This is a genomic window from Vibrio taketomensis, from assembly GCF_009938165.1.
Classification (GTDB): Bacteria; Pseudomonadota; Gammaproteobacteria; order Enterobacterales; family Vibrionaceae; genus Vibrio; species Vibrio taketomensis.
Genome location: NZ_AP019649.1, coordinates 405,926 through 425,818 on the forward strand (window position 1 = coordinate 405,926; position 19,893 = coordinate 425,818).

Annotated in this window: 20 protein-coding genes and 2 pseudogenes; 9 read left to right on the top strand and 13 right to left on the bottom strand. The window is 43.8% G+C overall.

Annotated elements, in window-relative coordinates; all coding sequences use genetic code 11:
• Positions 1-175: 175 nt before the first annotated feature.
• Both Vt282_RS02015 and argR read right to left on the bottom strand, forming a co-directional pair.
• Positions 176-1,144: a TAXI family TRAP transporter solute-binding subunit gene (locus Vt282_RS02015; protein WP_162047200.1), complete on the bottom strand. Its 969-nt coding sequence runs from the start codon at positions 1,142-1,144 to the stop codon at positions 176-178.
• A 327-nt stretch (positions 1,145-1,471) separates the two neighbouring features.
• A complete protein-coding gene (argR, locus tag Vt282_RS02020) occupies positions 1,472-1,942 on the bottom strand; it encodes a transcriptional regulator ArgR (protein WP_162047610.1) in 471 nt (156 codons plus the stop codon).
• Positions 1,943-2,275: 333 nt separating this feature from the next.
• On the opposite strand from argR, the gene mdh reads away from it, so the two are divergent.
• Both mdh and Vt282_RS02030 read left to right on the top strand, forming a co-directional pair.
• A complete protein-coding gene (gene mdh, locus Vt282_RS02025) occupies positions 2,276-3,211 on the top strand; it encodes a malate dehydrogenase (RefSeq protein WP_162047199.1) in 936 nt (311 codons plus the stop codon).
• A gap of 101 nt (positions 3,212-3,312) precedes the next feature.
• The gene (locus Vt282_RS02030; RefSeq protein WP_162062422.1) at positions 3,313-3,504 is read left to right on the top strand and encodes a hypothetical protein; all 192 of its coding nucleotides are present in this window, start codon (positions 3,313-3,315) and stop codon (positions 3,502-3,504) included.
• A 70-nt stretch (positions 3,505-3,574) separates the two neighbouring features.
• Here the strand turns inward: Vt282_RS02030 and ispB are convergent, their stop codons facing one another.
• Complete coding sequence (gene ispB, locus Vt282_RS02035) at positions 3,575-4,546, bottom strand: octaprenyl diphosphate synthase (RefSeq protein WP_162062423.1); 972 nt, start codon at positions 4,544-4,546, stop codon at positions 3,575-3,577.
• 270 nt (positions 4,547-4,816) lie between these two features.
• On the opposite strand from ispB, the gene rplU reads away from it, so the two are divergent.
• From rplU to folA, 6 genes are all read left to right on the top strand, one after another.
• Positions 4,817-5,128 carry a 50S ribosomal protein L21 gene (gene rplU, locus Vt282_RS02040; protein WP_000271393.1) on the top strand — a complete coding sequence of 104 codons (312 nt, stop codon included), beginning with the start codon at positions 4,817-4,819 and terminating at the stop codon, positions 5,126-5,128.
• A gap of 16 nt (positions 5,129-5,144) precedes the next feature.
• Positions 5,145-5,405 carry a 50S ribosomal protein L27 gene (gene rpmA, locus Vt282_RS02045; RefSeq protein WP_027251812.1) on the top strand — a complete coding sequence of 87 codons (261 nt, stop codon included), beginning with the start codon at positions 5,145-5,147 and terminating at the stop codon, positions 5,403-5,405.
• Between the two features lie 262 nt (positions 5,406-5,667).
• Entirely contained in the window at positions 5,668-6,852 is a 1,185-nt protein-coding gene (gene cgtA / locus Vt282_RS02050) for an Obg family GTPase CgtA (RefSeq protein WP_162047196.1), read from the top strand.
• Between the two features lie 146 nt (positions 6,853-6,998).
• The gene (locus Vt282_RS02055) at positions 6,999-7,766 is read left to right on the top strand and encodes a threonine/serine exporter family protein (RefSeq protein WP_162062424.1); all 768 of its coding nucleotides are present in this window, start codon (positions 6,999-7,001) and stop codon (positions 7,764-7,766) included.
• On the top strand, positions 7,763-8,236 hold the full coding sequence (locus Vt282_RS02060; protein ID WP_162062425.1) for a threonine/serine exporter family protein: 474 nt from the start codon (positions 7,763-7,765) through the stop codon (positions 8,234-8,236). Before Vt282_RS02055 ends, Vt282_RS02060 begins: the two co-directional genes overlap by 4 nt.
• Before the next feature lie 16 nt (positions 8,237-8,252).
• Complete coding sequence (gene folA / locus Vt282_RS02065; protein ID WP_162062426.1) at positions 8,253-8,735, top strand: type 3 dihydrofolate reductase; 483 nt, start codon at positions 8,253-8,255, stop codon at positions 8,733-8,735.
• A gap of 102 nt (positions 8,736-8,837) precedes the next feature.
• Here the strand turns inward: folA and apaH are convergent, their stop codons facing one another.
• The 6 genes and pseudogenes from apaH to lptD all read right to left on the bottom strand — a co-directional run bounded on the left by apaH (position 8,838) and on the right by lptD (position 15,572).
• Positions 8,838-9,647: a bis(5'-nucleosyl)-tetraphosphatase (symmetrical) ApaH gene (apaH, locus tag Vt282_RS02070; protein WP_162062427.1), complete on the bottom strand. Its 810-nt coding sequence runs from the start codon at positions 9,645-9,647 to the stop codon at positions 8,838-8,840.
• A 9-nt stretch (positions 9,648-9,656) separates the two neighbouring features.
• Positions 9,657-10,037: a Co2+/Mg2+ efflux protein ApaG gene (apaG, locus tag Vt282_RS02075; RefSeq protein ID WP_162062428.1), complete on the bottom strand. Its 381-nt coding sequence runs from the start codon at positions 10,035-10,037 to the stop codon at positions 9,657-9,659.
• A gap of 50 nt (positions 10,038-10,087) precedes the next feature.
• The gene (gene rsmA / locus Vt282_RS02080; RefSeq protein ID WP_114765886.1) at positions 10,088-10,903 is read right to left on the bottom strand and encodes a 16S rRNA (adenine(1518)-N(6)/adenine(1519)-N(6))-dimethyltransferase RsmA; all 816 of its coding nucleotides are present in this window, start codon (positions 10,901-10,903) and stop codon (positions 10,088-10,090) included.
• A complete protein-coding gene (gene pdxA / locus Vt282_RS02085; RefSeq protein ID WP_162062429.1) occupies positions 10,900-11,889 on the bottom strand; it encodes a 4-hydroxythreonine-4-phosphate dehydrogenase PdxA in 990 nt (329 codons plus the stop codon). The genes rsmA and pdxA overlap by 4 nt, the downstream gene beginning before the upstream one ends.
• A complete protein-coding gene (gene surA, locus Vt282_RS02090) occupies positions 11,879-13,174 on the bottom strand; it encodes a peptidylprolyl isomerase SurA (RefSeq protein ID WP_162062430.1) in 1,296 nt (431 codons plus the stop codon). The genes pdxA and surA overlap by 11 nt, the downstream gene beginning before the upstream one ends.
• A gap of 46 nt (positions 13,175-13,220) precedes the next feature.
• Positions 13,221-15,572, bottom strand: a pseudogene (lptD, locus tag Vt282_RS21170) (LPS assembly protein LptD).
• 149 nt (positions 15,573-15,721) lie between these two features.
• Between lptD and djlA the strand changes: the two are divergent.
• Positions 15,722-16,575: pseudogene (djlA, locus tag Vt282_RS02100) on the top strand (co-chaperone DjlA).
• A 66-nt stretch (positions 16,576-16,641) separates the two neighbouring features.
• Here the strand turns inward: djlA and Vt282_RS02105 are convergent.
• The 4 genes from Vt282_RS02105 to Vt282_RS02120 all read right to left on the bottom strand — a co-directional run bounded on the left by Vt282_RS02105 (position 16,642) and on the right by Vt282_RS02120 (position 19,822).
• Positions 16,642-17,031: a RidA family protein gene (locus Vt282_RS02105; RefSeq protein WP_162047187.1), complete on the bottom strand. Its 390-nt coding sequence runs from the start codon at positions 17,029-17,031 to the stop codon at positions 16,642-16,644.
• A gap of 127 nt (positions 17,032-17,158) precedes the next feature.
• The gene (gene pyrI / locus Vt282_RS02110) at positions 17,159-17,620 is read right to left on the bottom strand and encodes an aspartate carbamoyltransferase regulatory subunit (RefSeq protein WP_162047186.1); all 462 of its coding nucleotides are present in this window, start codon (positions 17,618-17,620) and stop codon (positions 17,159-17,161) included.
• Positions 17,621-17,635: 15 nt separating this feature from the next.
• A complete protein-coding gene (gene pyrB / locus Vt282_RS02115; protein ID WP_162047185.1) occupies positions 17,636-18,565 on the bottom strand; it encodes an aspartate carbamoyltransferase in 930 nt (309 codons plus the stop codon).
• Between the two features lie 252 nt (positions 18,566-18,817).
• Positions 18,818-19,822: an ornithine carbamoyltransferase gene (locus Vt282_RS02120; RefSeq protein WP_162062431.1), complete on the bottom strand. Its 1,005-nt coding sequence runs from the start codon at positions 19,820-19,822 to the stop codon at positions 18,818-18,820.
• Between the last annotated feature and the right edge of the window lie 71 nt (positions 19,823-19,893).

Sequence of the window (19,893 nt, forward strand, 5' to 3'; positions counted from 1 at the left end):
TTTTGGTCTCTCGAATTAGTTGCTATCACCAGTGTAGACGCTGGGTGATAAAGCTTAAGAATATTCAGATAAAAATAGGCTTAGGTTTCAATATTGAAACCAGATAAATAAGTCGGAGGTAAAAAATGAAAGATGGTAAGGAGAAGATTCCTTACCATCTAAGCAGAATGGTCTGTTACTTGATTAGACCAACTTCTCTGTAGTATTTCTCTGCACCAGGGTGGAGAGGAATGGAAAGACCGGCTTGAACCATGTCTTCTTTTTTGAGGTTAGCAAAGGCAGGATGCAAACGTTTGAAGGTGTCAAAGTTTTCAAACACCGCTTTTGCTACGTTGTATGCGATTTCGTCAGAGACGTTTGTTGTAGTGACCATGGTGGCCGCGACACCAAAGCTGTTTACGTCTTGCTCTGTGCCACGGTACATGCCAGCAGGTACCGTGCTAAAGGCGTAATAAGGATTGTCTGCAACGATCTTTTCGATTGCTTCGCCAGTTGCTGGGATCAGTTTGGCATCACAAGAAGTCGTGGCTTCTTTGATTGAACCGTTTGGATGACCGACAACGTAAACAAACGCATCAATTTTGTTGTCACATAATGCTTGTGAACGTTCAGAGCCCTTCAGCTCAGAAGCGAGTTTAAAGCTATCGTTAGTCCACCCCATCGCGTCCATCACGACACCCATTGTCGCACGGTCACCTGAGCCTGGGTTACCAATGTTAACTCGTTTGCCGGCTAAATCAGCCACGTTTTCGATACCGGAGTCAGAGCGAGCAATAATATTGAAAGGCTCGGTATGTAAAGAGAAAACGGCGCGCAAGTCTTTGTAAGGACCTTGTGCTTCAAATTTACTGGTGCCGTTATAGCCGTGGTATTGCCAGTCTGATTGAACAATACCAAAGTCAAGCTCACCCGCACGGATGGTATTAACGTTGTATATTGAACCGCCGGTTGATTCTACTGAACAGCGAATGTTGTGTTCTTTACGACCTTTATTGACCAGCTTACAGATAGCACCACCAGTAGGATAGTAAACACCAGTCACTGAACCTGTACCAATGGTAATAAACTCTTGAGCGTTAACAGCCCCTGCACCCATAACAGCGGCGGCAATTGCGCCAACGTGAATCAGTTTTTTAAATGCCATTAGATCCCTTCCTTAATCGTTTTTATCCCTTAGCAAGTTTAGACGCTAAAGGAGTCTCCTATGTTGGAAACGGCATCTTTTTCATCAAGTTGATTGAAAAAGTGACGATATCATACCAAAAACCATAGATAATTACATAATTGTTAAAATTATTGGTAAATACAACTATTTGTTATTGGTGTGTATCGAGGAGAGTTTTTTAGAAATCCTATTCTATTCAATAAATTATATAAAATTGAGTGAATGGAAAGGTTTTAGTTAAGTTGTTGAAATAAATCACACCTAAAATAAGGTGTGATTGGTCTAAATTCTGCGTTTTAGGTGGGGTTAACCTGCGTACTCAAACAGCTCACAAACAGAATCAAACAATTGTTTTGTTGTGATATTTAAAGTAGGAGTAATAAAGATGGTGTCGTCACCAGCAACGACGCCAAGAATACCTTCAGATTTGCCTAGTGAATCAAGTAGACGGGCGATCAACTGAGCGGCGCCGGGGCCTGTATGAATCACAACTAATGCATTGTTGTAATCAATATCTAATACTAGTTCACGTAGGGAGCTAGAAACTGTCGGAACACCAAGCTCAGCGGGTAGGCAGTAAACCATTTCCATTTTCGCATTGCGTGTTCTTACCGCCCCAAATTTGGTCAGCATACGAGAAACTTTTGATTGGTTTATGTTTTCAAAACCTTCATTTTTAAGTGCTTCGACGATATCGCCTTGTGAACCAAAACGTTCTTCTTTTAGTAACGCTTTAAAAGCGCGCACGAGATTATCTTGTTTTTCTGTATGACGCATAGTGATTTGTATCGCTCGTAACATGATATAAGTGCATATTTTCGCATAAACATGCATTTTTTTCCAGTTACCAAGTTCAAATAGTTCAGATAAGAGTGGGCAAAATAGCGTAATTATGTGGTGCCTCTATTGCTCTTAATCACTGTAGAAATAAAGGGTTATCGTGGTAGTATTGCTTAATCATGTAGCACGTAAAATGCGATATGCGCAGTCTCGCAAGAATGAAGTTAAATAATTGTAATTCGACTTTAATTGCTATAGCTTGGGTGGTAATCCAATTTCATATTACCCTACCAAAATATAATAGAGAGAACATCTCAAGGAGAACAAACGATGAAAGTAGCTGTAATTGGTGCCGCTGGTGGCATCGGACAAGCATTGGCCCTACTACTTAAAAATCGCCTTCCAGCAGGTTCAGACCTTGCACTTTACGATATCGCTCCAGTCACCCCAGGCGTTGCAGCGGATCTAAGTCATATACCGACACCAGTAACGATCAAAGGTTTTGCAGGTGAGGATCCAACCCCAGCGCTAGAGGGTGCAGATGTTGTTTTGATTTCTGCAGGTGTTGCTCGTAAACCGGGTATGGATCGTGCGGATCTTTTCAATGTTAATGCTGGCATCGTTAAATCGTTGGCTGAAAAAATTGCAGTAGTTTGTCCAAAAGCATGTGTGGGTATTATCACTAACCCAGTAAATACAACAGTGCCAATTGCGGCTGAAGTATTGAAAAAAGCAGGTGTATATGACAAACGTAAGCTATTCGGCGTCACCACGCTAGACGTAATTCGTTCAGAGACATTTGTCGCCGAACTAAAGGATAAAGATCCAGGTGCTGTTCGTGTACCTGTGATTGGTGGTCACTCAGGTGTAACGATTCTGCCGCTACTGTCTCAGGTTGAAGGTGTAGAGTTCACTGATGAAGAAGTGGCTGCACTTACCAAGCGTATTCAAAACGCAGGAACTGAAGTTGTAGAAGCAAAAGCGGGTGGCGGTTCTGCAACACTTTCAATGGGCCAAGCAGCTTGCCGCTTTGGTTTAGCATTGGTGCGCGCTCTTCAAGGTGAAGAAGGTGTTATTGAGTGTGCTTACGTAGAAGGTGAGGGCGAACATGCTCCATACTTCGCACAGCCTGTGAAACTTGGTAAAGATGGCGTTGAAGCCGTTCTACCTTATGGTGCACTGAGTGATTTCGAGAAAGCAGCGCTAGACGGTATGCTAGAAACACTTAACGGTGACATTCAAGTTGGTGTTGATTTCGTTAAGTAAGACCGAATCATCATTGATGACTGAAAGCCGACCCTTGTGTCGGCTTTTTTGATCCTTCACTACACTTATCCGTAATCACTGTGGTGATTAGGAGGTGAGTTATGCAGCTATCAGAGGTTAAGCGAGGCATGATGCTAGAGAGTGCCCAAGGCAGCGGCAAGGTGTTAGTGATTGATGAAATGACTCAATCTATTTTGATTGAAAACCAAAACAGTCATGAGCAGTTTGCAGTGGGAATTGAAGAGATTATTGATGATCCCCAGTTGCATTTGGGCTGCGATAAGTATTACTAGCGATAATAGATAGGTAATAGAGATAGAAAAAAGGGTAAGCATAAGCTTACCCTTTTCAGTATCGTTAAAACTATTTGCTACGATGAACGGCAAGATGAGCCAAGGTAATTAACGCTTGCTTGTAATCGGACTCCGGTAGAACAGCAAGCTCAGCGATGGCTTTGTCTGCTTCTTCTATTGCTTTATTACGGGTGTAATCTAAAGATCCTGTTTGATCCATGCAACTCAAGATCTCTTCTAAACGATCCATGCCATTGGCTTTTTCGATCGCTTCGCGGATCATTGCTGCTTGTTCGGCGTTGCCATGCTGCATCGCATGTAGAAGCGGTAGCGTTGGTTTGCCTTCTGCAAGGTCATCACCGACATTTTTACCCATTTCTTCACCATCAGCAGTGTAATCCATCACGTCATCGATCAGTTGGAATGCGGTACCAAGGTATTTACCGTAGTTTTGCATTGCCAACTCTACATCGACTGAAGAGTCAGTCAGGATGGCACCGATCTGTGTGGCTGCTTCAAAGAGACGTGCGGTTTTTGAGTAAATCACCTGCATATAGCTTGCTTCAGTGGTATTTGGGTCATTGCAGTTCATCAATTGCAATACTTCACCTTCGGCGATTACGTTTACCGCATCACTCATTAGTTTCAAAATTTTCATCGAACCGAGTTCGGTCATCATTTGAAAAGAGCGAGTGTAGATAAAGTCACCAACTAATACGCTAGCTGCATTACCAAATGCGGCATTTGCTGTCGCTTTACCACGACGCATATCAGATTCATCCACAACATCGTCGTGTAACAGAGTAGCGGTGTGAATAAATTCAATAAATGCGGCTGCAGTTGTATGGTGCTCACCTTGATAGCCAAGCGCACGCGCTGAAAGTACCGCTAGAAGTGGACGTATGCGCTTGCCACCACCACTGACGATATAGAAGCCTAATTGGTTAATTAGCGACACATCAGAGTTTAGCTGTGCTTGGATTGTTTCGTTCACTTTTGCCATGTCATTGGCAGTAAGCGTTTGGATAGCTTTAAAATCCATGGTAATTCCGGCTGAGGTTAGGACCTATCAGGTCTTTTTATCTGCTTTAATAACGCAATAATACACTAAAAAACGTTGATAAAAACATGCTTTAAGGGCATGATCTGGGCACTTTTAATTGGCGACTAGCTTTTCGCCAATTTTTTCAAAATATGGCTTGTCATAGTGGCATCTCTTCTGTAGAATCTGCGCCCTATTGATGATTAGTTTAGCGCACACCCTATTGCTCAAATAAAATGCAACGGCTGTGCGGAAAAAGCGGAGTAAAATATGTACGCTGTTTTCCAATCTGGTGGTAAACAACACCGTGTAAGCGAAGGTCAAACTCTTCGTTTAGAAAAATTAGACGTTGAAACTGGTGCAACTGTTGAATTTGATAAAGTTCTTCTTGTTGCTAACGGTGAAGACATTAAAGTTGGTGCTCCTCTAGTAGAGGGTGGCAAAGTTGTAGCTGAAGTTGTACAACACGGTCGTGGCGATAAAGTTAAAATCGTTAAGTTCCGTCGTCGTAAGCACTCTCGCAAACAACAAGGTCACCGTCAGTGGTTCACAGAAGTGAAAATCACTGGTATCAACGCTTAATTAGGAGAGTTTAACAATGGCACATAAAAAAGCTGGTGGTTCTACTCGTAACGGCCGCGATTCAGAAAGCAAACGTCTAGGTGTTAAGCGTTTCGGTGGTGAATCTGTTCTTGCAGGTAACATCATTGTTCGTCAACGTGGTACTAAATTCCACGCTGGTAACAACGTAGGCCTTGGTAAAGACCACACTCTTTTCGCTCTAACTGACGGTAAAGTTAAGTTTGAAGTGAAAGGTCCTAAAAACCGTAAATTCGTAAGCATCGAATCTGCTGAATAATCAGATTCTTAGCTTTAGAAATTAGGTTTCTAGCTGAATTTAAAAGCCCTGCCGATTCGGTGGGGTTTTTTATTTTGAGCGAGGGCAAATAACCAGAGGCTTTTAGCACAAGAGAAAACCTCTCGTTATTTGGTCCAAAGTAGGCGACCCAAGATCTCAGGTGATCGATCTGTATATGGGATCTGCTAGAATTTATATCATTGGTGATAAGGCTAATGTGCCCAACTAGTGGTATTGCAACGCAAGATATGCGGAGTAACAAATGAAATTCGTTGATGAAGCGGTAGTTAAAGTTCAAGCCGGTGATGGCGGTAGTGGTGTAGTAAGTTTCTGGCGTGAGAAATTTATTACTAAAGGTGGTCCTGATGGTGGTGACGGTGGCGACGGCGGTGATGTATACATCCAAGCTGATGAAAACCTAAATACTCTGATCGATTACCGTTTCCAGCGCTTCTATGAAGCTGAACGTGGCGAAAATGGCCGTGGCGGTAACTGTACTGGTAAACGTGGTAAAGACATCGTTTTGCGTGTACCAGTGGGTACTCGCGCAGTCGATATTCACACTAATGAAGTGGTTGCAGAAGTTGCTGAACACGGCAAAAAGCTAATGGTTGCAAAAGGTGGCTGGCACGGCCTAGGCAACACGCGCTTTAAATCTTCAGTAAACCGCGCTCCACGCCAAAAAACACTGGGTACTAAAGGTGAGCTTCGTGAACTACGTCTTGAGCTATTGTTGCTTGCTGACGTGGGTATGCTAGGTCTGCCTAATGCTGGTAAATCTACTTTTATTCGCGCAGTGTCTGCTGCTAAGCCAAAAGTAGCGGATTATCCGTTTACGACATTGATTCCAAGCTTGGGCGTGGTGAGTGTCGTTCCTGAGAAGAGCTTTGTCGTCGCTGATATCCCAGGCCTAATTGAAGGTGCAGCGGAAGGTGCAGGCCTAGGTATTCGCTTCTTGAAACACCTAGAGCGTTGTCGCGTTCTTCTTCATATGATCGATATCATGCCGATTGATCAATCTGATCCGATCCAAAACGCATTGACGATCATCGATGAACTTGAGCAATACAGCGAAAAACTCGCTGATAAACCGCGCTGGTTAGTATTCAACAAAGTGGATCTCATGCCAGAAGATGAAGCCGATGAGATTATTCAAGGCATCATTGACGCTCTTGGTTGGGAAGAAGAATACTTCAAGATTTCTGCAGTGAATAAGCAAGGCACGAAAGAGCTTTGCTACAAATTAGCAGATTTCATGGAAACACTTCCTCGCGCTGAAGAAGAGATCACTGAAGAAGATAAAGTCAACTTCATGTGGGATGATTACCATAAAGACGCAATGTCTGGTAAAGACGTGATCAATGAAGATTACGATGACAGTGATGATGACTGGGATGATTGGGACGATGAAGAAGATGACGGTCACGTTATCTACGTTCGCGATTAATCCAAGATGAGAAAAGCCGCTATTCTTAGCGGCTTTTTTTATCATTGCTAAAAATAAATTAGGCTTTAAATCAAAGTTATTCGCTGTAATTTTGGTCACAATGATTGTCCTCAAAATGGATGTTGTGACGGAGAGATTGATTGAGTATGGATACTAAGCAAAGGGCGGCATCGCGCCTCATTGCTCAAGCAGGGCAGATGTTGTTAGCCCATGGTGCAGAGAGTGCGCTGGTTGGTAATATTATGGAGCGCATAGGATTAGCGTGTGGTTTGGATGAGGTTGAAGTCTCTTTGTCCGCAAGTTCATTAGTCGTTACTACGGTCTATCAAGGCCATTGTATTACCACCGCTCGACGTTGTGCCGATCGCGGAATCAATATGCGAGTTGTCACCCAAGTACAGCGCGTGTGCATCATGTTGGAACGCGGAATTATTGATGATTACTTGGCGCAACATAAACTCAATCAAATCAGCCCAGAGCGCTACAATCGGTGGTTAGTGGTCTTAATGATCGGTTTATCATGTGCTGCCTTTGCTCGCTTAGCGGGAGGGGATTGGGCGGTATTTGCTATGACCTTTATTGCTTCCGCTGTCGGTATGGTCGTTCGTCAAGAAATTGGACATCGCCACTTTAATCCGTTGGTCAATTTTGCTGCCACTGCTTTTGTCACAACCGCTATTTCAGTTCAAGCCTATATCTATGACATCGGCAACATGCCGACGCTTGTCATGGCATCGTCGGTTTTAATGCTGGTACCAGGGGTTCCGCTAATAAACTGTGTCGCCGATATGCTCAAAGGCTACGTCAATATGGGTATTGCTCGTTTTGCCATGGCGAGTTTATTAACTCTTGCAACGTGTTTAGGTATCGTTGCCGCGATGAGTCTATTCGATGTTTGGGGGTGGCTCGTATGATCTCTTCATCACTATTGTTTGGCTTGATCAACGATATGTTTTTTGCCGCTATCCCGGCTGTCGGATTTGCATTGGTGTTTAATGTGCCAAGCAAAGCACTGAAGTATTGTGCTCTCGGCGGTGCGATTGGTCATGGCTCACGCTATTTAATGATGCACTTTGGTATTCCTATTGAATGGGCAACATTTTTTGCCGCCACCTTGGTGGGTATGATTGGCGTGCATTGGTCACATAAGTTATTGGCGCACCCTAAGGTCTTTACCGTGGCCTCTTTGATACCCATGGTACCAGGGGTATATGCCTTTAAAGCGATGATTGCCTTGGTTGAATTAAACCATCGCGGCTTTGAGCCCCAATTACTTGAAATGCTGGCGAACAACTTTTTAAAAGCCATGTTTATTATCGCTGGTCTTGCAGTTGGCTTAGCTATGCCGGGCTTGTTATTCTATCGCCGTCGTCCAATCGTATAGACATTAGGAATACTTGATGATTATTAGCATGATCGCTGCAATGGCAAATGAACGCATTATCGGCAAAGATAATCAAATGCCATGGCATTTACCTGCCGACTTTGCTTGGTTTAAACGCTGCACTTTGGGGAAACCAGTGATCATGGGTCGTAAAACCTATGAATCTATTGGTCGCCCGCTACCTGGTCGTCAAAATATCGTGATTAGTCGCGATAGTAATCTGGGGATTGATGGGGTAGAGACGGTCACATCGATTGATCAAGCGTTATCTGTTGCTGGCGATGTTGATGAAGTGATGATCATTGGTGGTGGTTCAATTTATGCGAGTTGCTTACCTATCGCCAATCGTTTGTATGTGACTCATATTGATGCAAATCTTGATGGTGATACTCAGTTCCCTGCTTGGGATGAGAGTTTTGTAGAGAGCTATTCGGAGAGCTATCAAGCGGATGATAAAAACGCTTACGATATGCGTTTTGTGGTTTTAGATAGAGCGTAAGTGAGTACTTCGTTTAATAATCGAGATATGAGAGAGTGCTGAGCGCACCACCTCGTATCTCGGTTCTTTTAATAAAGCTTTGCTTTGCTGTCTCAATAAGAGTCAACGCTCTATCGCCTGCTGGACAAAATATTGTTTATCTTCCCAGCGCAGCATCGTCAATGACCCGCCCCAAACACAACCTGTGTCAAGACCGATAACTTCGTTACCGTCATATCCTTCCAAAGCAGCCCAATGCCCAAACAGTACAGTTTTCTCTAGTTTGATGCGGTTAGGGAGTTCAAACCATGGTACTAGCTCTTCGCTTTTGACCATTTTTGGCGGTAACTTGCATTCCATATCAAGTCTACCGTCTGCAAAGCAGAAACGCATGCGAGTATAGGCGTTGATGATGTAACGATAGCGATCAATACCTTGTAGTTCGCTCTCCCAAAAGTCAGGCTGGTTGGCGTACATATGCTCAATTAGCCATGGCCAATCTTCATTTTGTAGAAGTTGCTCTATCTCATTGGCACATTGGCGTGCTGTGGCTAAATCCCACTGCGGAGAAATCCCAGCATGACACATCACAAACTCAGGGTGTTCTGCGAGCAATGGTTGGTGTCTTAACCATTCAAGTAGTTCATCGCAGTCTTTGGCTGCGAAAATAGCTGCCGTTTTATCTTTGTCTTTAACACGATGAATTCCACGAGAAACTGCCAGTAAATGCAGATCATGGTTGCCAAGTACGACTTGAGCACTATCACCAAGTTGTTTGATAAAACGAAGGGTTTCTAAAGATTGAGGACCTCTCGCAACCAGATCGCCTGCGAGCCAGAGTTTGTCTTGTGATGGGTTAAATTGAACCGTATTCAGAAGATGTTTCAGCTCATCCAAACAGCCTTGAATGTCGCCGACAATGTATGTTGCCACTAAATTTCCCTAGTTTAAAACATTTGGAACTGCGAGACGAAAGGGCTCTATTTCCGCTGTGAATTGTTTCCCTTTCGCATCGAGCATAATGTATTGACCTTGCATAACCCCAACTGGTGTATCCAATGCGGTACCGTTAGTGTAGGTATATTCGTCATTACCTTCGATGAAGGGCTGCTGGCCAACCACTCCGTCACCTTCCACAGTCGCCTGCTTGCCGTTAGCATCGGTGATTAACCAGCGACGACTGATCAGTTGCACGGTTTCAGTACTGAGGTTTTTTATCGTAATCAGATAAGCAAAGATATAGCGTTTTGTTGCAGGATCAGATTGTTCAGCCATATAGCGGCTTTGAACTTGGACTTTAATACAAGGTTGTGAGATATCCATATAAACTCCTCGTATAGCCAAACAAAAGGGCGCAGTAGCGCCCTTAGAGATTATGCTTGGTGATTGCTGTTCGCATCTAACCAGTTTGCCATCGCAACGAATTGCTCTAACGTCAGGTTTTCTGGACGCATTGCTGGATTTACGCCTAGCTCTTCCAGTGTTTCAGCACTCATCAACGCTTTGTAACAGTTACGAACGGTTTTACGGCGTTGGTTAAAGCCTTCGCGACATACGCGTTCTAGCCATTTTAGACTTGTCGCTGGGTGTGGCAGTGTCTCGTAAGGCACTAGGCGCACAACCGCTGAATCCACTTTTGGCGGCGGAACAAATGCCGTTGGCGGAACTTCTAGCACAGGTACTACTTTACAGTAGTATTGAGCCATTACGGTTAGACGACCATAAGCTTTGCTGCCAGGACCTGCCGCTAGACGGTTTACCACCTCTTTTTGCAACATAAAGTGCATGTCTTGAATATCCGCATGGAATTCAAATAGGTGGAACATCAGCGGTGTCGAAATATTGTATGGCAAGTTACCAAAAATACGCAGTTTATTATTTGGTTTTACCAATTGCGTGAAGTCAAAACGCATTGCATCGCCTTCGTGAATTGTCAGTTTATCTGCCAATTCTGGGTGATTGCGAAGGCGTTCAGCCAAGTCACGGTCAAGTTCGATAACGGTAAACTTGTCTACTTCACGGCCGACAGGTTCGGTAATTGCGCCAAGGCCAGGACCGATCTCAACCAGGTTTTGACCTGGTCTTGGATTGATGGCTGAAACAATACCATCAATGATATAAGGATCGTTTAGGAAGTTTTGACCAAAACGTTTACGCGCTTTGTGCCCTAGATGGACATCATTTCTCATTGTTTCTTCTCTACTAAATCTATTGCGTGCGCCAATGCTGTTCGGAAGCTCCCTGTATCTGCTGAACCTGTACCAGCAAGATCAAGAGCTGTACCGTGGTCCACCGATGTCCGAATAAATGGTAGGCCAAGAGTGATATTCACTGAACGGCCAAATCCTTTGTATTTTAGCACGGGAAGTACTTGATCGTGGTACATGCCCAATACGGCATCTGCATTTTGTAAGTACTTTTCATTAAAGATAGTGTCTGCAGGAAGGGGACCCATTAAGTTAAAGCCTTTTTCACGTTTGATACGTTCTAAAGTCGGCGTAATGGTCTCAATTTCTTCTCTGCCTAAACAACCATCTTCCCCAGCGTGAGGATTAAGCCCGCAAACATAGATGTTTGGCTGCGGAATAGCAAATTTTTCTACCAAATCGGTATGCAAAATATCGATAATTTTTTCTAGTCGTTCTGCGGTTACTGCTTTCGATACATACGCAAGAGGGATATGCGTAGTGACGACCGCGACACGCAAGCCTTCGGTCGCTAACATCATAACAACCAGCGGGGTATTCGACTTTTCAGCAAAAAACTCGGTATGGCCGCTGAAGGCAACACCTGAACGGTTGATTACCCCTTTGTGCACCGGACCTGTTACAACCGCATCAAACTCACCTTGCATACAACCATTAGCTGCACGCTCTAGTGTGTTTAATACATAGTGACCATTGGTTTCGTTGAGTTTGCCGGCAATCACTGGCTCAGTTACTGGTAGATGCTCCACGATTAGCGAGCCCGCTTGCTGCTTGGTTGCTGGTAGACTTGGGTCATAATCGATAAGTTCAACATCAATATTCAACTGAGCCGAACGCTGAGCCAACATCGTTTTGTCTGCGCAGACTACGATTTGATGCTCCCAACCTTGCTTTGATAGCGCTAGAACTAAGTCGGGGCCGATGCCTGCAGGCTCACCTGCAGTCACGACAATACGCTTAATTGTCATTTTGCTGATCCTTTAGCACTTCAACATATGCGCCAGCACGAATTTCTTGTAGCCATGCGCTGACTTCTTCGTTGAACTTGCGGTTAAACAAAATTCGGTAAGCGCGATTCTTCATCGCAGCATCTGTACGGTCGACTTCACGACGATCAAGTACCTCGACTATATGCCAGCCATGAACGGTTTCAAACGGTTCGCTAATTTGGCCGATTGGAAGGGTATCAACTTGGTGTTTGAACTCTGGAACGTAAAGATCAGAGGTTTGATAGCCTAGTTCACCATTTTGTGCTGCTGAACCAGGATCTTGGCTGTATTGTCGAGCTAATTCACCAAAGGTTGCTTCGCCTGATTTGATTTGGCGAATGATCTCATTGAGTTGTTTTTTAACGCCATCAGCACTCAAGATAACGGTTGGCTTGATTAGAATGTGACGCGCGTTAATTTCAGTTACCGCGACCGTTTCTAAGCCTTTGACATCTTCAATTTTTAGGATGTGTACACCAGCACCACTGGTAAATGGACCAATGATAGTGCCTTTGTTTTGCAGTTTGATTTGATCAGCAAAGATGGTTGGCATTTCTTCTTTACGCATCCAACCCCAATCACCGCCTTGTAATGCTTTAGGACCTTTTGAGTAGGCGTAAGCTAGCTTGGCGAAGTCCTCACCATTTTTCAGTTTTTTAACCAGCTCATTGGCTTCTGCTAGCACTGCATTTTTGTCTTCGCCATCGGCAATGCGCAATTGGATATGGCCAATTTTGTATTGAACGGTGGCACTGGTTTCGTTTGCCAAGATTTCCGCTAAATTATCGACTTCTGCTGGCAGAATATTGATACGACGACGTACCAAAGCATTTCGCGCTTCACTTGCTGCAAGCTCTTTGCGAATTTGTTGACGGAATTCTGGGTAGGTAATGCCAGATTGGCTAAGTGTCGCGATAAATTGGTCGACACTTTGGTTATTTTTTTTAGCGATTTCGGCAATCGCACTGTTCAAGCGATTGTCATCGATACGAACCCCCAGTTTTTCTGCTTCTTGCTGCTGGATGGTATCTAAAATTAGCTGTTCTTTAACTTGGGCGATCAGTGTGTTTTGGTCGGGTAGGGTTTGACCATTTTGCTTAGCATTGATCTCTAACGTTTTGAGTGCAGTGTCAATATCGCTTTGCAGCACGACACCTTCATTAACGATGATAGCAACTTTATCCATTTCCACTGCATTGGCATTAGCCGCACCGATATGGCATGCCGCTACAAGGGTAAGCAGTGTCTTGTTCCAAATATTCATTTATAACCCTTTGAAGTATGCCAGCTATTGCTAGCTGGCGGAAAAATTAGTTGTTCAAGAAGAATGGGCGTCCGTAACCCAGAGAGTTGCCAGCATCATCGGCAGCTAAGCCAGAGCCTGCACCGATATTGGTACCAAAACCGACAATACCGAAGTTAATACTAAAGTTATTCTCGTAAACGGGCTCAGCATTAGGGTAGTCGGTAAAGCCTGGAGTCCAGCCTCGTAATTGATTGCTATAGGTAAAGCCGATATACCAACAGTCATCGATATAATTTAGACGCGCTAACCATTCAATAGATTGATCTGTGGTGAGGTCGTAAAATATTGTGCGCTGGCATTCCAGTTCGGTGAGAAGGTATAGCCAGTTAATACCCTGCTTGTGAAATACCTTCACGAGTAATGCCATCAATGCCATCAGTGCCAGCGATACTGTCTAAATCTACCGTTTGTTCAATATACTCTTTGGTAACATAGCGATAGTTTCCTTGGATGTAGCCATTGTTAGTGCGGTACTCAAGAGTACTGTTGGCCACTTGCATTTCGCTAGAGTCAATATCGTATTGCACCCTCCGTGGTAAAAGATAGTCATTAAAGTTGAAATCCATTTCTACCGCCCAAGCAGAATAGTTACTCTCTGGATCTTCACCAGATGCGCCTGCGAGATTGCCGTTGTTTTTGGTTGACTTATCCAAATAGAATATTTGACCAAAAGAGATATTCAATCGCTCTTTGTACATGTCGTCAAAGAAACGAGTCGAGGCACCATAACTAAATTGATTGGCTGGTGCAATTTGATCGACACCGCTAAATTTACGGCTACGGAATAGACCGTAGTAGTCAGTTTGCAGCAATGTAGTATCGTAAAGAGCAATATCGGATTGGTCTTCTTTCGGTACATATAAATATTGAATTTGTGGTTCAAGTGTTTGAGTGTAGCCTCCAAGTACATAGCTATCACGTTCAAGAACCAAACCCATATGTGTACGGAATTCAGGAATCACTCGCGTTACGTTTTCTTTGTATGGAGTATTTGCAGGTAGCCCATCTAAATCTTGTTGGTAATGCGTTCCAAGAATTCGGGCTTCTGTTGTCCATGACCCCCATGTTGTATGGATGGGAATGGTTATACCAGGCTCAACATGGACGCGAAGTGCAGATGGTTTACTATTATCATCCGTCTCAAAATTCGATATATGACTAATCACGTCAAAATCCACGTATGGAGCTAATTGAGGCGAATAATAATTAAAGCCTATCTGCGGTAAAATACGGTAGGGCTGGTTACCTTGACTGTTAGTACTTGGAAGTCTCGAGCTAAAGGGTGGCGTCCCAGTTATTAGTACGATATTGGAATTTTCCTTCTTGAACTAATTGACCATCTTCACGTTTACCGATACCAGAATCGATGTCGCTAAAGTAATCAATATCGCTCACTTTAGTAGTCGATATGGAACTTCAATTCTCTTTGTAAAGTCCATCGTGGGTGTACTGCATTGCCCAACGATCGCCTTTTCAGAGTACTTCTTGTCATCTGGCAAGTACTCAGACTCGATTTTACCTTGGCCAAAATCGGTCAAGTAACGGAAGACACTATTCAGTTGGGTGCCACGTTTTCCATGTACTTTAATGTGGTTTCAAGATCATATTGAGGTGCTAAGTTCCAGTAAACTGGCACTTCAAACTCGACACCGTCACTTGAACCGTATGAAACAGTTGGGTAAAGGAAGCCTGTTTTACGCGTATCACCGATTGGCACGGTTAAATATGGCAAGTAGAACACTGGTACGCTTTGAATTTCAAAACGTGGGTTGAAGAAGGTCGCTTCCTCTTCATTTTGATCAATTTCAATACTTGAGGCCGTCATGCGCCATGAATTATCACCTTCTGGACATGAGGTGATAGAGCCATCTTCAATCTCATACATGGCCTTGCCGGTTTTCGAAACGAAAACAGCATCGCCGCGACCAGGTTCGCATAGAAATTGGTATTTAGTGTTGTCTAGTTCAACATAATCGGTATTAAGGTTATTCACCGCTTTATCGGAAATAGTCTTAACTTGGCCGTCGCTGAATGTGACGTTGCCTTCTGCCACAACGACATTATCTTGTTGATGCAGGGTGACGCTATCTGCCTGCATACGTTTTTTGCCTTGTACAACGACCACATTGCCGCTATAAGTGGCTTTGTCTCCATTGACGCCTTCAAGGCGGTCGGCTTCAACATTGATCGGCAATTGATTAGGATTTTCTGCCTCAGGTTGATTAACCAAGCATTGATCTACAGCAGGTAATTCTTGCAAACTACCGTCGGTAGTTTCTTGCTGTGCTTGAATCTGAGGTGCAAAAAGTGCTGCACTGATCGAAGCGGCCAGTAACGTACGTGGAAAACGTGGCATTGAGTTTTACTATCCTGTTGAACTTGATAAATTCGGTGACCTAGACAACCGAACAAAAAATAAAACGGTCTTTATCATAAAGTAATTTACATCATCCGGCACTATCAGACCGCGTAACGAAGTAAAAATTCATAGATTGAGAGCACATAATGCATATTTTTGGCAAAATTCTCGGTACTTTTTTTGGCTTTCTATTTGGAGGGCCTTTTGGTGCACTTTTTGGTCTGTTCTTAGGCCATCAATTTGATAAAGCGCGTCGCTTAAGTCAGGCGGGCTTCCAATCGTCACCATTTGGCAGTGGACCAAGTCAGGCGCAAAAACAAGAAGAGTTCTTTAAAGCGGCATTTGCCGTGATGGGGCACGTGGCAAAAGCAAAAGGTCAAGTAACTCGCCAAGAGATTCAATTGGCATCGACCATGATGGATCGCATGAACCTGCATGGTGAACAGCGTTTGGCTGCGCAAGAGGCATTCCGTCTCGGGAAATCGAGTGATTTTCCATTGGATGAAGTCTTAAAACGAGTCAAGATTTCATCAGGTGGTCGATTTGATTTATTGCAATTCTTTTAGAACTGCAGATTTCGGCCGCGTTTGCAGATGGTGATATTCACCCAAGTGAACGTGAAGTGTTGCACCGAGTGGCGGAAGGATTGGGCTTTTCCATTCAGCAGCTTGAACAACGTCTTCGTATGCAAGAAGCGGCCTTTCGTTTTCAACAAGGCGATTTTGGCGGTGCGCATGCAGGCGGTAGTCACCAGTCAGGCAATTGGCAGCAAGCCTCTGCGGCAAGTCAATTGAGTACTGCCTATAACGTTTTGGGTGTCGATGAGAATGCCGATGCAAAAACGGTTAAGCGTGCGCATCGTAAGCTCATGAATGAACACCATCCAGATAAGCTAATGGCGAAAGGTTTACCGCCAGAAATGATGAATGTGGCAAAAGAAAAATCACAAGAAATTCAAAACGCTTACGATCTGATTAAAAAAGTGAAAGGTTTTAAATAGTATTTCACTACAGCAGAAAAGAAAGGCGAGCATAAGCTCGCCTTTTTTGCATTTGGTTATCAGTGATTATTTACGAACTGCAATCGCTTCGATTTCAATACCGACATCTTTTGGTAGGCGAGCTACTTCTACACATGAGCGTGCAGGGTAGTTAGCAACGTTATGCTCATCAAAGAATGCACCGTACACTTCATTTACAGCAGCAAAGTCATTCAGGTCTTTTACAAATACCGTCATTTTTACGATATCTGCAACACCAAGGCCTGAAGCTTCAACCACTGCTTTTACGTTTTCAAGAGATTGACGTGCTTGTACAGTGATTTCTGCGGAGACTTCACCGGTCACAGGGTTCACAGGAATTTGACCTGAAGTCATTACCATGTTGCCTAGGTCAACGCCTTGAACATAAGGACCGATCGCTGCTGGAGCTAATTCCGTGTGAAGTACTTTAGTCATGTGAAATTTCCAATCGAATAGATGAATGAGGACTTCAGTGTGCCTGTTAAAAATTAGTAGGTAAAGCGTAAAATACCCCGCATTCGCGAGGTATTATTTCGATTAACTGAGAATTGTTGCGTGAGTTTTAGCGCTCAGTAACGATCTCTCTAGAGAATACCTTTTCACAGTATTTGCACTTCAAACGGACATCATGTGCTTTTGCAAATACGCGGAAGCTGCTTTCTACTGGTTCGCCATGAGTGATGCAGTTTGAGTTTGGGCAAGCAAAAACGTTATTTACCTGTTCAGGAAGCGTTAACGCTAGCTTCTTAACGACTTGGTAGTTTTCAATTTGATTTACGGTTGCGTGCGGAGCATACAGTGCTAATTTGCTTGCTTGCTCTTCATTGATAAATACATTTTCAATTTTAAGTAAGTCTTTGTGACCTAATGCTGAAGAAGGCAAGTTTAAGCCAATCGTTACGCGTTGATTGCTTTTGTGCATGCTAAATAGCTTGAGCACCTTAATGCCTACTTGTGCTGGGATATGGTCGATCACTGTACCGTTTTTAATCGCTTCGACTTGTAATTGAGTTTCTTTAACCATGATATTTTCTCCCGATTACAGTGATTGATTAAGAACAAGAGCAAGCAGTGCTTGACGAGCGTACACGCCATTTTCTGCTTGTTGGAAGTAGTAAGCGTGCGGTGTCTTATCGACATCGGTAGTAATTTCATCCACACGAGGTAGTGGGTGTAGCACTTTCAGATTCTCACGCGCATTTTCCAGCATCGCGGCGGTTAGGATATAAGCAGACTTGATGTGGACATATTCTGACTCATCAAAACGCTCTTTTTGCACGCGCGTCATGTAGAGAATATCCAGTTCAGGAATCACACTTTCCATGTCCGTGTGCAGGCTGTATTGAATTCCCGCTTCATCAAGCTCTTCGCAGATGTAATCTGGCATCGCTAACGCTTCTGGTGCGACAAAGAAGAAACGAACATTATTAAATTTCGCCAGTGCTTGAGTGAGTGAATGCACGGTGCGGCCGTATTTTAAGTCACCAACAAACGCGATATTGATGTTATCAAGGCGACCTTGAGTTTCAGATATGGTGTAAAGATCAAGCAGTGTTTGAGTTGGGTGCTGGTTTGCGCCGTCACCAGCATTAATCACTGGTACACCATTAGAGAATTCAGAAGCGAGGCGGGCTGCGCCTTCACGTGGATGACGCATCACAAAGGCATCTACGTAAGTTGAAATGACTTGAATTGAGTCAGCCAGTGTTTCGCCTTTATTGGCCAGTGACGTGTTGCCTGCGTTATCAAAGCCGATGACATCACCACCAATGCGTTGAATCGCAGTTTCAAAAGAGAGGCGAGTACGGGTTGAAGGCTCAAAGAAGCAACTCGCGACAACCTTATTTTTGATCAGATTCGGATTTGGATCGGCCTTTAATTGGCCTGCGGTTTGAACTATTAACTCGAGCTCATCGCGGGATAGCTCCGGAATCGAAATGATGTGCTTGTTGTAAAGCGTATTGGTCATAATCGTCATCCCTATCTGACTAGATACTAAAATTTAGGCAATAAAAAGCCTCCCAATAGGGAGGCTTTAAAATCAATAGAAACTGTAAAAAATAAGCCAGTAAGCAAGCAAACTTACCTTGAGTAAAGCGCATTGTAGAACACGAATTACGTGGCATTTATTTACAACCTCCAGACAAATTGTCGTGCATTATACGCAGAAGATTGCTTTGCGCAAGCGATTACACAACTAATTGGTTTGTTTTATGCAAATTTAGTTACCTAAAGTCGCCACCATAACCGCTTTGATTGTATGCATACGGTTTTCAGCTTCATCAAATACAATCGAATAATCTGACTCAAAGACTTCTTCGGTGACTTCCAGTCCTTGCATGCCATATTTTTCGGCAATCTCTTTGCCAATCGTTGTTTCGTCATTGTGGAAGGCCGGTAGACAGTGCATAAACTTGACCAGTGGATTGCCGGTTTGTTTTATCACATCCATATTGATTTGGTATGGTGCCATTAGAGCAACACGTTCATCCCAAGCTTTCGCAGCTTCGCCCATGGATACCCACACATCGGTGTAGAGGAAATCACAACCTACGACGCCTTCAGCGACATTTTCGGTGAGGGTAATTTTCGCCCCAGTATGTTGGGCGATCGCTTGGCAAGTGGTAACTAATTCTTGCTCTGGCCAGAACTGTTTGGGCGCCACTAAGCGAATATCCATCCCCATTTTGGCCGCGCCAACCATGAGTGAGTTACCCATGTTATTGCGTGCATCACCAAGGTAGGCAAACTTCATTTCTGATAATTGTTTACCTTGGCCATGTTCTAGCATGGTTAGAAAGTCCGCAAGGATTTGCGTTGGATGGAATTCATCGGTGAGACCATTCCATACAGGCACGCCGGCATGTGCAGCGAGCTCTTCCACGATTGCCTGACCAAAACCGCGATATTCGATGCCGTCATACATTCGACCCAGTACTCGAGCTGTATCTTTCATCGATTCTTTATGGCCAATTTGTGAGCCGGAAGGGCCGATATAAGAGACTTGCGCACCTTGGTCAAAAGCGGCGACTTCAAACGCACAGCGAGTGCGAGTCGACGCTTTTTCAAAGATCAGTGCGATGTTTTTACCTTGCAATTTTTTCTGCTCGGTCCCCGCATACTTAGCCTTTTTTAAATCCGCAGAGAGGTCGAGCAAAAATTGAATCTCTTTGGGAGAAAAGTCTAAAAGTTTAACGAAATGACGGTTACGAAGATTAAAAGCCATATTCTGATCCTTGAATACAAATGGAATATGCGTCCAGTTAAACATAAAGACGCATTAAATGTGAATAATTA